The organism is Candidatus Aquiluna sp. IMCC13023, from assembly GCF_000257665.1.
Lineage (GTDB): Bacteria > Actinomycetota > Actinomycetes > Actinomycetales > Microbacteriaceae > Aquiluna.
Window position 1 is genome coordinate 410,213 of sequence record NZ_AJKR01000003.1, and the last position, 14,575, is coordinate 424,787.

Annotated in this window: 14 protein-coding genes and 1 other RNA gene; 2 read left to right on the top strand and 13 right to left on the bottom strand. The window is 51.4% G+C overall.

Translation table 11 applies throughout. The features are described 5' to 3' along the window. Window positions 1-8: 8 nt before the first annotated feature. Entirely contained in the window at window positions 9-1,169 is a 1,161-nt protein-coding gene (gene ftsY / locus IMCC13023_RS05790; protein WP_007542264.1) for a signal recognition particle-docking protein FtsY, read from the bottom strand. Then, a complete protein-coding gene (gene smc, locus IMCC13023_RS05795; RefSeq protein WP_040325468.1) occupies window positions 1,169-4,618 on the bottom strand; it encodes a chromosome segregation protein SMC in 3,450 nt (1,149 codons plus the stop codon). Before smc ends, ftsY begins: the two co-directional genes overlap by 1 nt. A 140-nt stretch (window positions 4,619-4,758) precedes the next feature. Between smc and IMCC13023_RS05800 the strand changes: the two genes are divergently transcribed. Continuing rightward, complete coding sequence (locus tag IMCC13023_RS05800) at window positions 4,759-5,142, top strand: hypothetical protein (RefSeq protein WP_007542266.1); 384 nt, start codon at window positions 4,759-4,761, stop codon at window positions 5,140-5,142. On the opposite strand, the gene mutM is transcribed toward IMCC13023_RS05800, so the two are convergent. The 6 genes from mutM to IMCC13023_RS05830 are packed head-to-tail and all read right to left on the bottom strand — an operon-like array spanning window position 5,135 to window position 10,051. Next, window positions 5,135-6,037, bottom strand: a complete 903-nt coding sequence (gene mutM, locus IMCC13023_RS05805) for a bifunctional DNA-formamidopyrimidine glycosylase/DNA-(apurinic or apyrimidinic site) lyase (protein ID WP_007542267.1) — start codon at window positions 6,035-6,037, stop codon at window positions 5,135-5,137. The two genes, IMCC13023_RS05800 and mutM, sit on opposite strands and share 8 nt — an antisense overlap. Then, window positions 6,037-6,711, bottom strand: a complete 675-nt coding sequence (gene rnc / locus IMCC13023_RS05810; protein ID WP_007542268.1) for a ribonuclease III — start codon at window positions 6,709-6,711, stop codon at window positions 6,037-6,039. The genes mutM and rnc overlap by 1 nt, the downstream gene beginning before the upstream one ends. Before the next feature lie 3 nt (window positions 6,712-6,714). Further along, a complete protein-coding gene (gene rpmF, locus IMCC13023_RS05815) occupies window positions 6,715-6,918 on the bottom strand; it encodes a 50S ribosomal protein L32 (protein WP_040325276.1) in 204 nt (67 codons plus the stop codon). A 2-nt stretch (window positions 6,919-6,920) separates the two neighbouring features. Further along, window positions 6,921-7,427: a YceD family protein gene (locus tag IMCC13023_RS05820; RefSeq protein ID WP_007542270.1), complete on the bottom strand. Its 507-nt coding sequence runs from the start codon at window positions 7,425-7,427 to the stop codon at window positions 6,921-6,923. Continuing rightward, on the bottom strand, window positions 7,424-7,912 hold the full coding sequence (gene coaD, locus IMCC13023_RS05825; protein ID WP_040325278.1) for a pantetheine-phosphate adenylyltransferase: 489 nt from the start codon (window positions 7,910-7,912) through the stop codon (window positions 7,424-7,426). Before coaD ends, IMCC13023_RS05820 begins: the two co-directional genes overlap by 4 nt. Window positions 7,913-7,921: 9 nt before the next feature. Continuing rightward, the gene (locus tag IMCC13023_RS05830) at window positions 7,922-10,051 is read right to left on the bottom strand and encodes an ATP-dependent DNA helicase RecG (RefSeq protein ID WP_007542279.1); all 2,130 of its coding nucleotides are present in this window, start codon (window positions 10,049-10,051) and stop codon (window positions 7,922-7,924) included. A 50-nt stretch (window positions 10,052-10,101) separates the two neighbouring features. Here IMCC13023_RS05830 and rsmD point away from each other — a divergent pair, with 50 nt between their 5' ends. After that, on the top strand, window positions 10,102-10,671 hold the full coding sequence (gene rsmD / locus IMCC13023_RS05835; protein WP_040325279.1) for a 16S rRNA (guanine(966)-N(2))-methyltransferase RsmD: 570 nt from the start codon (window positions 10,102-10,104) through the stop codon (window positions 10,669-10,671). Here the strand turns inward: rsmD and IMCC13023_RS05840 are convergent. The 5 genes from IMCC13023_RS05840 to ssrA form a co-directional block, all read right to left on the bottom strand. After that, window positions 10,668-11,939: a citrate synthase gene (locus IMCC13023_RS05840; RefSeq protein WP_007542282.1), complete on the bottom strand. Its 1,272-nt coding sequence runs from the start codon at window positions 11,937-11,939 to the stop codon at window positions 10,668-10,670. The two genes, rsmD and IMCC13023_RS05840, sit on opposite strands and share 4 nt — an antisense overlap. Before the next feature lie 71 nt (window positions 11,940-12,010). After that, on the bottom strand, window positions 12,011-12,334 hold the full coding sequence (gene fdxA, locus IMCC13023_RS05845) for a ferredoxin (protein ID WP_040325281.1): 324 nt from the start codon (window positions 12,332-12,334) through the stop codon (window positions 12,011-12,013). A 57-nt stretch (window positions 12,335-12,391) separates the two neighbouring features. Next, window positions 12,392-12,865 (bottom strand): SsrA-binding protein SmpB, encoded by a 474-nt coding sequence (gene smpB / locus IMCC13023_RS05850; protein WP_007542285.1) that lies wholly within the window; start codon window positions 12,863-12,865, stop codon window positions 12,392-12,394. A 61-nt stretch (window positions 12,866-12,926) separates the two neighbouring features. Continuing rightward, the gene (gene prfB / locus IMCC13023_RS05855; protein WP_007542286.1) at window positions 12,927-14,030 is read right to left on the bottom strand and encodes a peptide chain release factor 2; all 1,104 of its coding nucleotides are present in this window, start codon (window positions 14,028-14,030) and stop codon (window positions 12,927-12,929) included. 108 nt (window positions 14,031-14,138) lie between these two features. Then, window positions 14,139-14,509, bottom strand: a transfer-messenger RNA (tmRNA) gene (ssrA, locus tag IMCC13023_RS07235). Between the last annotated feature and the right edge of the window lie 66 nt (window positions 14,510-14,575).

A 14,575-nucleotide genomic window follows, 5' to 3' on the forward strand; every position in this document is an offset into this window, starting at 1 on the left:
TGAAACTCCTATTTCTTAGCGACTAGGCCTTTGGCGAATTCTTCCGGTGAGAAAAACGCGAAGTCGTTGATTTGCTCGCCAACACCAACAAGTTTAATTGGCAAATTCAATTCTTTTTGCAATGCGTAGAGGATTCCGCCCTTTGCGGTCCCATCCAGCTTGGTCATAACAATGCCGGTCACCTCTGCAACCTCGGTGAACGCCCTGGCCTGACTCATGGCGTTTTGACCGTTCGTTGCGTCTATCACGAGCAGTACCTCTGAGATCTTTGTTTGTTTCTCAACTGCCCTTCTGATCTTTCCAAGTTCGTCCATCAGGTCTTTTTTGTTTTGCAACCTGCCTGCGGTGTCAATGATTGCAATGTCAGCCTGAGTCCTGATTGCCATTTCTACCGTTTGGTAAGCAACCGAGGCAGGGTCAGCTCCTTCTTTGACCGGCTTGACGATTGGGGAATCAGCTCTCTTGGCCCAAGTTTCCAGTTGATCGACCGCGGCTGCTCGATAGGTATCGGCCGCTCCTAGAACAACCTCCCAATCTCCATCCTTGAGCCATCTTGCAAGTTTCCCGATTGTTGTGGTCTTTCCAGCACCGTTCACACCCACTACCAAAATCACGTATGGCAACGTTCCGTCACCTAGGTTCAGAGCTGAATCAGTTCGGCTTAGCCTTTTTGCCAACAAGTCTTTGAGCAATAATCGCAATTCAGGGTCGGTTGTTGCGCCCTGTCTACTTGCCTCACGCTTTAGTTCAGCGGCAATCTCCTCTGCTGTCTCGACACCAAAGTCAGCCAGAATCAAAATTTCTTCAAGCTCATCGATGTCCATTGATTCGCTGAATAGTGACCTGATTCCGGTGCCGAGTGAGCGCTTGGGGAGCTCTACTGAAACAAGCGCAGGTTCCAAAACTTCTTTTTTATTTTTACTATTGTCTAACTCAAGCGCTGTGGTTTCAGTTCTAGTTTCAGCTACTGGCCTTTGCTCATCCTTTGAGTCCGGTGCTTCGTCGAGAATCGATTGCCCAGTTTCGAGCTCTGGTTCCACCGGCGCAACATCCTTCGCAGGCAGATCAAGCTCGGGCAAAACTTCAACGACGGCTTCAGGCTGATTTTCTTGCTCTGGCGTTGAGGCGTCCACATCTTTGCCGCGAAGCCGCTTTAGAAATTTGAACATCAGTTTGCCAACTCGACCCTCTGGCCGACAACCTGCGTGATGCCGTCTTGACGCATCGAGACGCCGTAGAGAGCGTCGGCGATTTCCATTGTGCGCTTCTGGTGAGTCACAACAATCAGCTGCGAGCTGTCTCGAAGTGACTTGATCACGTTCAATAAACGACCCAAGTTTGAATCGTCGAGCGCGGCTTCAACCTCGTCCAGAACATAAAACGGGCTTGGTCTCGCCTTGAAAATTGAAATGAGCAACGCAACTGCAGCTAGAGAGCGCTCGCCGCCGGAAAGAAGAGACATACGCTCAATTCTCTTGCCAGCAGGCTTGACCGAAACCTCAAGTCCGGTCGCGAGCAAGTTATCGGGGTCGGTCAGACTCAGTGAGCCAGTACCTCCGGGGAATAGAAGTGGGAAAACTTTTTCAAATTCCTTTTTTGTGTCCTCGAACGCACTGGCAAAAATATGCTGCATCTTGCCGTCAAGGTCGCCAATGATTCCGGTTAGGTCAGCCCTAGCGGCAGTTAGGTCAGCTAGCTGATCACTCAGATACTTGTGCCGCTCTTCAAGTGCTGAAAATTCCTCAAGTGCAAGTGGGTTGAAGGCCCCCAGTTGTGCCAACTTGGCTTCAGCCTGTCTTAGCAGCTTCTGCAGTTCTTCAACCGGCTGATCAACCTCGGCATTTTCCTCGAGCAACTCCTCGATGCTCATCGATAACTCAGACTCGACGCGCTCCTTTAGGTTTTGCAGGGTTAGGCGAAGCTCGTAATTTTGCATCTCGACTTCGTGAACAGAAGAGTTCAGGCTGGTAAATCGAGCCTCGAGTTCAATCGCTTGAGACCTCAGCTGAGCTAAGCGCTCGCTTCGTTGCGACCGTTTGGCTTCCAGATCCAAAAGTTCAACGCGCAGCTTAGAAGAAAGAGCCTGGGTCAGCGTCATAACTTGAGGTAGTTTCGAAAGAACCTCTCTAGCGCTTGCCAGCTGGCTCTCTCTAGCCAGGCTCGCATCATTAGCGGCAAGCTTTGCCGAAACAGCCTCGGCCAATCGACCCGTCAAAACTGCCAACTGCTTGGAAGATGCGCTGCTTCGCTCGGCAAGGGTTCCAGCCTCAATCCTGGCTTCTAGCTCTTGCTGCCTAGCCGAGTCTAGATTCTTTGAAAGCCCCAAGCGCGCCTCTATGGAAACTTCGACTGAGGACTGCTCAGGGAAGTCTGCAACTTTTTTGGACAGGGCCTCAAGTTCCTGACTGGCGGTGACGGCCAACTTGTCTTGAAGTTCAATTTCGGCCTCAAACCTTGCGATTTCAGCGCGACCGGAATCTAGTTGCGCTATGAGCCTTCCAGCGCGCTCAGCACTTGCCGCCAGACGAGCATCGTGTTCTTGCAGCTCAGACAGGCTTGTCTTAACGGCTGCGGTCGCAGCCACCGAACCGGCCTCGGCATCGCTGAGCTTGTTCGCGAGATCTTGAATTTCAGACTCAAATTTAGTTAGGCCCTTAGCTGCAAAATCTCTTTCAGCACTTAGTTCCAGTTTGGATGCAAGCTTTGTTCCGCCACCTCGAACCGAATACTCAGAAACCAAGTCGCCGTCTTTGGTGATGACGGTTATTTCAGGATCTATTTCTAGGGCTCTCTCGGCATCATCGAGGCTTGCTGCCACGTAAAAATGTTCGAGCAGTGCCAGAACCGACTTTGGTGCGCTCACCAGTGTGCTGGCGTTTACAAGCCCTGCCCTTTGGGCAAGCTTTCCAGTTTCAACTTCGGAGCTTGTTATAAGAAACTCTGCGCGACCGAGGTCTTGAGCCTTGAGAAACCGAATAGCTTCGATTGCCTGGGCCTTGGTGTCTACGACTATTGCGTCCGAAAGGGCTCCGAGTGCAACAGCAATGGCCTTCTCAAAGCCTTTTTCAATGCTCACGCTTTTTGCTAGCAGACCTTTGATGCCTTGAAGTTTCGCCCTAATTGCTTCGCCGCCGCCGTCCGATTGATCGAGGGTCAGGCCAAGTGCGGCATGTCTTGCGGCCAGAGCATCGCGCTCTCGCTCGGCAAAATGCAACTGCTGGCGAGACTCGTCAACAAGCTTTCGGGCTTTTGATTCAGCAAGCTGAGCTAATTCATAACCCTTTCGAAGCGCATCATCTGAGGTCGATAGGCCCTCCGTTGTCATTGCCGACTGCTGCCTAGTCAACTCGGTCACGCGAGACTCAGCCTGGGAGATGCTGTCCTGAAGCTTGAGTCGGGCTTGGGCTATAGATTCAATTCTTGCTTCTTGGACAGAAACATCCCCGGTTGCCTGATTTCTTTCTCGGACCTGAGACTCTTGCTGGCTTCGCTGGCGAATCGCGTCTGCGTCAAATAAGTTCATGGCTTCTGCAGCCAATTGCCTGGCCTGCTCAAATCCGGCAAGCTTTGAGGCGCTGGCCTGTATCTCAAGTTCGATTTCTCTTAGCGAATCTGTCGCCGCTGAAAGCTCTGTTTCTAATGACTCAATTTCCAAACCGGCGGATTCGGGCTGATTACCCGCCAAGAGACTTACGCGTTGATCGGCAAGGTTTTTTAAGTTTCTGAGTTTTTGCTCGATGGCTTCGAATCGAAACAGCTTCGACCTAGCTTGATCTAATTCATCCGAACTTAGTTCGGATTCAATTTGCGCAATGGCGGTTCTAGCGCTTGCTAGCTGTTGTTGAGCGAAAGACGATTCGGCTTTGCGCTCGTTTTCGGACTTAGAAGCAACTTCTAGCTGTTCTTTGGCGTTACGAACCTGAACGCTAAGAAGTTGAGACTTGGCATGCCTTGCCACGGCGCCTATTTCCTGGGCGCTTCTTGCCACCTCTGCTTGCCGTCCAAGTGGTTTTAGATTGCGCCTAATTTCGGCGATCAGGTCATGCAATCTGGTGAGGTTTGACTGCATTGCTTCCAGCTTGCGCTCTGTCTTTTCTTTGCGGCGACGAAACTTTAGGATTCCCGCAGCTTCCTCGATAAAAGCGCGACGCTCAAGTGGTGTGGCTCGAAGCACGGTGTCAAGCTGCCCCTGGCCCACGATTACATGCATCTCCCTTCCAAGACCGGTGTCGCTTAGCAGTTCTTGAACATCCAATAAACGACAAGGTTGCTGGTTGATCGAATATTCCGAGGCCCCGTTTCGAAACAAGACTCTTGAAATAGTGACCTCGGCATACTCAATCGGCAGAGCGCCGTCCGAGTTGTCGATGGTTAGTGAAACTTCTGCACGACCGAGCGGAGCCTTGGTTGAGGTTCCCGCGAAAATGACATCTTCCATCTTGCCGCCCCGAAGGGTCTTTGCGCCCTGCTCTCCCATCACCCAAGCTAGAGCGTCGACGATGTTGGACTTACCGGATCCATTCGGTCCGACCACGCAAGTTATTCCGGGTTCCAGCTCAATCGTGGTGGCCTGGGCGAAAGACTTAAAGCCTTTCAGGGTGATGCTTTTTAGATGCAAGCTCAAACACCCCTTTCGCTTCTACATAAAGCCTATCCGAGCCAGCAGTTTAGCGATTTTCTTGCCGTTTGACTTGGCATGCACGTCGAAGGCTGGTGTGGGACAGGCTGCGGCGTGCACTTAGGTTCTAGGCTCAAGATGTGAAAAGCAAAAAAAGAGTCGTTGGCAAAAATCTTTCCGCGGTCATGAAAGCTGCAAGCGTAGTAATTTTTGGAACGATCCTGCATCAAAGCTTTCTATTCGACCAGTTCCCAATAGGGTCAGTCCTCAGCCTCAGCCTGGTGCTGCTAGTCGCCCTCCAAATCAGAATTGCATCGGGCTTCAGAAGTCCAAATCTATTTTTTGCCGTCGTGATTCTCGGACTGCTTTTTTTATTCAGCCAAGGCTTTTGGCAAGACAAGATGATTCCAGCTAATCAAGCCGGATTTATTTGGTCCTACGGTGCTGCGGTCGTGGCCTCTGTGGTGGCGATGTGGCCAAGAATCTCCGCCAAGCAGTGGCGAGGAGCTTCACAAACTAGCTAGCTAGCCGCTGACAGTTTGGGCAGAAATGACTCCCCCTGTTTGCCCAAGCGACTCGCTTTATTTCCTCCCCGCATCTTGGACACGGCTTTCCAGCTTGCCCGTAGGCATTTAGAGACTGTGCAAAATAACCGCTTTCGCCGTTTACATTTTTGTACTGCTCGTCAAAAGAAGTCCCGCCTTGGATCACTGCACGCTCGAGGACTCCGGTTGCGATCGATATCAGCTTCGTCAACTTCTCAGGAGCGATGCTGTTAGCGGGTTGGTCATAGTGAAGCTGGGCAAGCCAGAGCGATTCATCGGCGTAGATATTGCCTATGCCGCTCAGCAAGTTCTGGTCGAGTAGCACGCGCTTTATGCCAGAAGAGCGAGCCTGCATTTTACTTACGACGCTATCGATGTTGAAATGCTGATCCAGCAAGTCTCTAGCGATGTGCGCAACCACACCGGGAATGCTGCTGCCCACAGGACTCTCGGGGCTAAAGCCTCCTGGTGCGCCATCCGAAGTTGGCACCAAATCCTCAATTGCCAGGGAGCCAAAAATTCTTTGATCGACGAATCTGACCTCCAGCTGTTCACCAGACTGGGACTCAACGGATAAAACCACCCTGGTCTGGGGATCCGAGTCGTAACCCTTGTCGCGCAAAAGCATTTGCCCACTCATGCCTAAGTGACCGACAAGTGCTCGAGAATCTGACAGGGGCAGCCAGAGAAACTTGCCCCTTCGAACAACTGCCAGAAGGCTCTGCCCTAAAAGTTCATCGACAAAGTGCTTGGGGCCTAAGACATGCCGCTTCAAAGATCTGGCGTCACTGATTGAGACATCTACTACTCGAGCGCCGATTATCTTGGAGGCAAGCCCAGCACGAACCGTCTCCACCTCAGGAAGTTCTGGCATTAGGACTCTTGAAGCAACCTGAGGGCTTGAATAGCGGCCTCAGTCTCTGCGTTGCGCTTAGTTCTACCTTCGCCGACAGCAAGCAATTTGCCGGCCGAAAAACACTCCGCGCGATAGACCCGCTCGTGCTCGGGTCCAGTGGCGGTTATTTCGTAGGAAGCGGGTTGTCTTGATAGCCGCTGAAGTTTTTCGATCAATGAAGTCTTTGGGTCACTGGCTTCTCGGACCGCGTCCGGGTCATCCAAAAGCGGAAGGATAAATTTTTGGACAATTTTGCTGGCGCCCTCGAGGCCGTTTGAAAGATATGCCGCCCCAAGGACTGCTTCAAAAGTATCGGCAAGAATGTTGGTTTTCTGTCGACCATCGGTCTGCTCTTCACCTTTTCCAAGGTAGATATAAGCACCCAGGTTCATTCGATTAGCAGCCGTGGCAAGGGCGTTAGCAGACACTACGGCATTTTTAAGCTTTGTGAGCTCGCCCTCTTGGAGGTCAGAATGAGTTTGATAAACAAAGGTTGCAACTAAAAAGCCGAGGACAGAGTCGCCGAGGTACTCGAGACGTTCGTTGTCTTTGGAGCCGTTTTCGTATGCGTAAGAAGAATGCGTCAGAGCAAGCGTAAGCAGCTCGGGATCAATCTCGATGCCGAGCGTTTGTGACAGCTCGTCAAGGGGCATTGGTTATGCGTCTGCTACCTTGCGGCCCTTGTATTCCATGTAAAGAGCGGTGCCGACGGAGTCGGTAACCACCTTGGCACGGTGAGGCAAGCTGTAGACGGTCTCGCCATTTTCAATGGTCTTTACCAATGTTATTGGCGCAGCCTTCCACTGAGAGCGACGTGAGCGTGTGTTCGAGCGAGACTGTCGACGTTTTGGTACTGGCATCTTTACTCTTCCTTATTCGCGAAATCTTGTAGCGCACTGAAACGCGGATCAACCGGTTTTTCGTGGCCGTGTTCTTCATCTTGCTTCAACCTTATTCCGCAGTCTGGGCACAAGCCAAGACAAGTCTTGGAGCACACGGGCTGGAAAGGAAGATTCAAGACTATCGAATCAATGAGGACCTGTTCTAAATCGATGTGTTCGCTAAGAACTACAAAATCTTCATCCGAGCTAGAAGAATAGGCGAAAAGTTCCTGAAAATCCACCTCAACCGCAAGGTTGATCGGATCCAGGCATCTCGAACACTGAGCTTCGGCATCTGCAAAGACTTCGCCGGTGGCTAAAACGCCCTCGTGGACTGACTCCAGCTTCAGAGAAATCTCCACGGTTGACTTGGCTGGAACCTCAACAACCGAGGTCCCGATTCCCATTTCCGGCAAGTGATCAATCTGAATCTCCCGCATTTGACCGGGTCGTTTCATTAGATCGTGGACTGCAACCAGCAGGGTCATTCTTTTCCTTCTTGCATCTTCTTGAGAACCGATGGAGTTACGTATTTGGATATGTCTCCACCAAGGGCAAAGACCTCCTTGACCAAACTTGAAGAAACGTGTCCGTAGTTTCCATCGGAGGCGATGAACACCGTCTCAATTCCAGCTAGGTCGTGATTAACCTTGGCCATCGGCAATTCGTAGTCAATGTCTGCGGAGTTGCGGAAGCCTTTTACGATGGCATTCGCACCTAGTTCTTCAGCTTTTTTCACAAGAAGACCACTGTGCAGAGACTGAACTGAGCACTTAGCTTCGAGGCCAGCCTCAGCTATAACATCTTCAGCCATCGCCACGCGGGTCTCAAGGTCCATAGCAGCTGTTTTGGAGCTGTTATGGACTATCAGCAGGTAAACCTGGTCAAAGACAGTCGCAGAGCGTGCAAGGACCGACAGGTGCCCCTTTGTTATCGGGTCAAAGGACCCCGGATAAATAGCTACAGAACTCACAGCAATAGGTTAGCCGCGAGCCAGCTGCCCCGCATCCTGTATTTGCAAAACCAACTTCAATTCTTCAGACATGTCAGCTTTTTCAAGGGCTACAGCAAGAGGCCTTACCTCTTGAATCAGTTTGGCATCCCGGACAACTCTAAGAAGCTGCAGCGATGAGCGACCTCCGGATTGAGTGTCACCCAAAACATCGCCCTCGCCTCGAAGATCAAGGTCGATCTCCGAAAGTTCAAAACCGTCGCTGATTCGACTCAGAGCATCTAAGCGCAAAAACGCCAAGGTTTCAGGCTCTGCCCCTGAAACCAAGAGACAAAGCCCGGCATGCTCTCCCCTACCAACGCGACCACGAAGCTGATGAAGCTGAGAAAGCCCGAAGTGATCTGCATCCAGCACCACCATCGTTGAAGCATTTGGAACATTCACGCCGACCTCAATTACTGTGGTGGCCACAAGCACCTGAAGTTGACCAGATTCAAACTGATCCATGACCTCGTCTTTTTCCTTCGAGCTCATGCGTCCGTGGAGTGAGCCAATGCGAATACCTGCCAGCATCTTGTTGTTTTCCAGGGAAGCAAAAACACTTGTCACGCTCGCAGGCTCAGGACCGGGCTCGGGTTCAAGATTTTCAGGTTCCGGAACCATTTCTCCAGTGTCTTCCAAATGCTGAGGGTCAATTTTTGGACAAACGACAAAAGCCTGCCTGCCTGCCGAGACTTCCTCGGAAACCCGTTCCCATACCCTAGCGACGAGGTCCTTGCGAGAGATGTCCACGACGTGAGTAACAATTGGCTGGCGGCCCTTTGGCAGCTCCCTCAGGGACGAGACATCAAGATCGCCAAAGACCGTGACCGCGAGAGTCCTGGGTATTGGCGTTGCTGTCATTACCAAGCTGTGCGGGGAGTGTTTCGCCTTGGATTTGAGCGCTTCACGCTGGCCAACTCCGAATCGATGCTGCTCGTCGATAATCACCAAGCCGAGGTCGAAAAACGAAACATTCTCGCTCAGTAGCGCGTGAGTTCCGATTACAAGACGGCAATTACCTGATGCCATATCGAGCAAAGTCTTTTTGCGCACGGCCAGGGGCTGCTGACCAGTCAGCAGCCTGACTCCAAGCTCCTTGGTTACAGCTGGTCCAAGCGCTTGAGCTATTGAACGAAAATGCTGTGATGCCAGAACCTCGGTTGGAGCCAATAGAGCGCTCTGCCCGCCCGACTCGGCGACCGCCAGAACAGCTCGAAGCGCCACAACCGTCTTACCCGAACCCACCTCACCCTGAAGCATCCGGTTCATTGGGTGACCTTTAGATAAATCAGCCGCGATTTGGTCTCCCGCGACAACCTGTCCCGGGGTCAGCTCAAATGGAAGAGCTTCATCAAATTTAGAAAGCAGCGCCCCGGACCTGTAGACGGCAGCCTTTTCCAACTCGGCATTTTTTCTGCGTTCCAGCAATCCAAGCTGCAAGAGCATGGCTTCATGAAACTTCAAAGACTTAGTTGCCCGCTCCCAGTCCGAGTCTTTTTTGGGGCGGTGAATCATTTCTATTGACATAAGCAATGGCATTAGCTTCTGCTGTTCTAAAAGGTCTGCTGGAATAACTTCTTGAGCCTCATGGCCGGCATCAAGCACTTTTTCTATGGCTTTTTGAATCCTCCAGCTCGATAGAGTTCCGGTGGCCGGGTAAATCGGAATCGGGAGCTCGGCCCAAGCCTTAGCCTGCTGATCAATAATTTCGGCGTCGAACAACTCATAGTCAGGATGAGTTAGTTGCAATCTGCCCGAGAACGCCCCGATTTTTCCGGAAAATAACCCTTGCACGCCGGCATGCAACTCGGCTTGCCGCCAGGTTTGATTAAAAAACGCAAGCGTCAGCTGACCATTTCCGTCCCCGAGAACCACCTCAAAGATGCTGCCCTTACGGCCCTTCATGCTGCGCTGGTTAGTGCTTTGAACCTGACCAACCACGGTTACCACTTCCCCGATTGGTAACGATGCAAAATCGGTGAGTTCGCCGCGCTTTGAGTAGCGCCTTGGAAAATGCAAGAGCAGGTCTGCAACTGTTTTGATTCCAAACTGCTTATCGAGAGCCTTGGCAGTTTTATCGCCAAGAACTCCGGCCAATGGCGTCAGATCAGTAAGCACAAGCCAATCATGACCGATGTTCTGAAAAAAGTTTCACTAGGCTCACTTGCGTGAGCAGAATCATTTCAGGAGACGCCGGGTCAATTAGATTGCACTCTGTGGCTAAGGCCACCCGACCGACAGGGGATCGAGTCAAGGAATCTGTCTTCTCGGCCCTAGAGGCCCGAGGGCTAATCGAAGATAGCGCAGTGCTTGATTTATTCGCCGGCACCGGAGCGCTGGGTCTTGAATCGCTATCTCGCGGCGCAACCAGCGTTATCCTCGTCGAAAAAGACCCCGAAGCTCACGAGATTTGCCAAAAGAACTCGGTTCAGGTCCTAAAAACGGTTCAGAAAATTCGCCCGGGCACAGCAGTGTCAAACAAAAACCTAGATGCTTTTAGGTATCTCAAGAGCGCAACCCAAGTGTTTGACCTGGTGTTTCTGGATCCGCCCTATGAATTTGCCAATAGTGACCTTCTGAATATCTTGGCATCGCTGAGAGACCTCTTGAGTACTGGCGCGACAGTAGTAATCGAGCGCTCGGATAAAACAGGTGACTTGGATCAACAGGATTGGCTAGAAGTAATTTCCGACAAGAAATTCGGTAGCACCAAGGTGCGGATATACCGAAAAATCTAAAGTGAGCGCTCGGCTGGACCCGTGTAAAGCTGCTGAGGCCTGCCGATGCGAGTGCTTGGATCTTCCATCATCTCGCGCCAGTGGGCAATCCAACCTGGAAGGCGTCCAACTGCGAACAGCGGTGTAAACATCCGAGGAGGAAAACCTAGAGCCTTGTAAATCACGCCGGTGTAGAAATCAACGTTCGGGTAAAGCTTGCGCTCCACAAAATACTCGTCCGAAAGCGCGACCGCCTCGAGCTCCTTGGCAATTTCCAGCATCGGATCGTTTATGCCCAATTCATTTAGAACCTGATCTGCAGTCTGCTTGACGATCGTCGCCCTGGGGTCAAAGGACTTGTAGATACGGTGGCCAAAGCCCATGAGCCGGATTCCGTCTTCTTTGTTTTTGATTCGATCTACGTACTGACTAACGCTCTCGCCTGAATTTTGAATGGAGCTCAGCATCTCTAGAACTGCTTCATTTGCGCCCCCGTGTGATGGACCGGAAAGAGCGTTTATGCCGGAGGCAACCGATGCGAACAAGTTGGCATTTGAAGAGCCGACTAGTCGAACAGTTGAGGTGCTGCAGTTCTGTTCATGATCAGCGTGAAGCAGCAGCAATGTGTCTAGCGCTTGAGTGACTACCGGGTTCTGAGAGTAGTCTTCGGCGTAGTTTCCAAACGTCATCTTCAGAAAATTTTCAACCAATGAATAAGAGTTATCCGGGTAAACAAGAGCTTGTCCGATAGAGGACTTGTATGCGTATGAGGCAATTACCGGAAGTTTGGCCAACAGCCGAAGCGTTGAAATTTCAACCTGCTCAGGGTCTTTGGTGTCAAGCGAGTCTTGGTAGAAAGTCGAGAGCGCGCTAACCCCAGCCGAAATAACCGACATCGGGTGAGCGTTCTGAGGGAAAGCCTTGAAAAAGTCTTTCATGCCCTCGTGAATCAGGGTGTGGCGTCTCAGGCTCTGATCGAACTCTTCTGCTTCTGCAACTGTTGGCAACTCGCCGTGGATTAGCAGATAAGAGGTTTCAAGGAAGCTTTTGTTCGCAGCTAGCTGCTCGATCGGATATCCGCGATAGCGCAGGATTCCCTTGTCTCCATCGATGAAGGTAATTGCGGATTTTGTGGATGCGGTGTTTACGAAACCTTGGTCAAACGCGGTCAAACCGGTGTTGGTGATTAGATTTGAAATGTCAATGCCCGAAGGACCTTGAGTCGCAGGAATTACTTCATACTGTTCAACTTTGCCATCTATGTCGATGGAAACCTTGTCCGCACTCAATTGCTACTCCTAGTCATGCCTTTTGCCCAGCCTAGGGCACTTGTGATTACCACCAGAAAAAGTTGTGAAAACTACTCCTGCAACTGCGGAGGCAGAGCAGCGACAATTGGGTGATCTCCGGCGATTGGGCCTACTTTTGCAGCGCCCCCAGGGGAGCCAACTTCGTCGAAGAAGTCAACATTTACCTTGTAGTAATCGCTCCACTCGGCTGGGATGTCATCCTCGTAGTAAATAGCCTCGACCGGACAAACTGGCTCACAGGCACCACAGTCAACGCACTCGTCTGGGTGAATGTAGAGCATGCGGTCGCCCTCATAGATGCAATCAACAGGGCACTCATCAATACAGGCCTTGTCCTTCACATCTACGCATGGCAACGCGATCAAATAAGTCACAGCTAGCTCCTCAAAACTAAAATAAGTCTAACCCGATAAGACTTGAGAGAAAAATCCTCACCACTCTTTACCAAGAGTTGCAACGGCTCTAGCGACCTCTCGGGTGTCCTGAGCCTCTTTAAGGCTCTGACGCTTGTCATATTCTTTTTTACCTTTGGCCAAAGCAATCTTTACCTTGGCCTTGCCGTCCAAAAAATACAACGACAGCGGAATCAATGTCATTCCTGAGCCACTGATTTTTCCGGCTAGCTTTTCTATTTCAGCCCTATGCATCAGCAACTTTCTGCGACGCCTTGTGCCGTGATTTGTCCAAGACCCTGCTAAAAACTCCGGAATATGAACATTCTCTAGCCAAGCTTCGCCGCGATCGATGACCGCATAGCCGTCCACCAGAGACGCTCGCCCCTCGCGCAGCGATTTGACCTCGGTTCCAGTCAACACCAAGCCGGCCTCGATCTCGTCCTCAATGAGGTAATCGTGGCGAGCTTTGCGGTTTGTCGCTACCGCTTTTTGACCGCGTTCCCGTGGCACTTGTGCTCCTAATTGGTGTTGGTTTTACTAAGCCTAGGCGGAGTAAAAGAAAACTGCAGGGCTAGTTTGCCTGCCCCATTTTGCGCCACCTGATTCCAGAGGCGATAAAGCCCTCGAGTTTTCCATCAAACACGTCGTCGGGGTTGTTCTCTTCGTAGTTAGTTCTCAGGTCCTTGACCATCTGATACGGGGCTAGAACGTAGGAGCGCATCTGCTCTCCCCAGCTGGCCTTCACATCACCGGCAAGCTCTTTCCGTTTCTCGTTATCCGCCCGACGCTGGGCATCAAGAAGCTTGGATTGTAAGACCCTCATGGCAGAGGCCTTGTTTTGCAGCTGGCTCTTCTCGTTTTGGCAGGACACAACAATGCCGGTAGGTGTGTGGGTAATCCTCACGGCCGAGTCAGTGGTGTTAACCGATTGACCGCCTGGACCGGATGACCTAAAAACGTCTATTCGGATATCTGAATCCGGGATTTCTACCGACTCAGTTACTGCCATGACAGGCACAACTTCGATTGCAGCAAAAGATGTCTGTCTCTTTCCAGCCGCATTAAAAGGGCTCATACGCACCAGTCGGTGAGTTCCAGACTCAATCGACAACTGCCCGTATGCATAGGGGAAATCCATTTCCACGGTCGCGCTCTTGATGCCCGCGCCCTCGGAGTGAGAAATTTCCAAGACCTTAGCCTTGTGGCCATTTTTCTCGGCGTAGCGTAAATACATACGCATTAGCATTTCGGCAAAGTCCGTGGCATCATCGCCGCCCGCACCAGAGCGGACAGAGAGAATTGCCCCTCTCGGGTCGTATTCGCCGTTCAACAAGGTCTGGGTCTCGAGTTGGTCGAGTTCGCTTGTTACCCTTGCTAGCTCAAGGGCGAATTCGTCTGCCGCGCTTTTGTCCTCGAGGGCCATTTCCTTAAAAGCTTCTAGGTCTTTTATATCCTGACCGAGCGCCTCGAGTTGGGTAAGTTGCGCCTTAGTTCTGGAAAGTTCGGTAGTTACAGCCTGGGCATTTACCTGGTCGTCCCAAATATTCGGATCGGTTGCTTGCGCCTCTAGGTCACTGACTCTTGCCCTTAGGCCCTCGGGGTTTAGGACTTTGGAGATGCCTTGAAATAGAGACTCGAGGTCTCTAATCTGTCTTCCAATATCTAACTCAGCCATTTGGCTAAGTCTATTGGGCAGGGCCAGAACAGCTCCCAGTTAGGCACTAAGGCGTCCTATTAAATAACTAAAGGCCCCTGATTAGAGGGGCCTTTAGTTATATGGGGGTTGTGGAGATGGGGGGAATTGAACCCCCGTCCATGACATCGATTATGGCTCTTCTACGGGTGTAGCTTCAGAATTCGTTCTACTCGGCTCCGGCATTTGTTTGAAGCAACTACGCCGACAAGCCCAGTCAAAGTGAAAAGTCCCAACCGCACCTTTGACGCAAGCGGTTAGCTAGATTTCTAAATGACGTCTGGAGCTAGATCGAAATCAAACCTAGTCAGACGGACCTCGAGGCTAGCTATGCAGCTAGGGCGAAGTCGGCGCGCTTTGTTTTGGCACCTATAGTTTTGAACACATCGTTTACGAGATAAGTGCTCATCCTCGACCCGCTTCATCCACGCAGCAATGCAATGTCGAAACCGATCATCCCCATGTTTAGTTACTTAGTACCTCCTCGGAAAACTCCGAGCACCTAAAGGTATCAAACATGAGCGACA

Bases quoted from the DNA above. Each gene is read 5' to 3' on its own strand.
- ftsY (WP_007542264.1), bottom strand. From the start codon at position 1,169: ATGTTCAAATTTCTAAAGCGGCTTCGCGGCAAAGATGTGGACGCCTCA.
- IMCC13023_RS05820 (WP_007542270.1), bottom strand. From the start codon at position 7,427: ATGACCCTGCTGGTTGCAGTCCACGATCTAATGAAACGACCCGGTCAA.
- rnc (WP_007542268.1), bottom strand. From the start codon at position 6,711: ATGCCCCTTGACGAGCTGTCACAAACGCTCGGCATCGAGATTGATCCC.
- rpmF (WP_040325276.1), bottom strand. From the start codon at position 6,918: ATGCCAGTACCAAAACGTCGACAGTCTCGCTCGAACACACGCTCACGT.
- mutM (WP_007542267.1), bottom strand. From the start codon at position 6,037: ATGCCAGAACTTCCTGAGGTGGAGACGGTTCGTGCTGGGCTTGCCTCC.
- prfB (WP_007542286.1), bottom strand. From the start codon at position 14,030: ATGGCTGAGTTAGATATTGGAAGACAGATTAGAGACCTCGAGTCTCTA.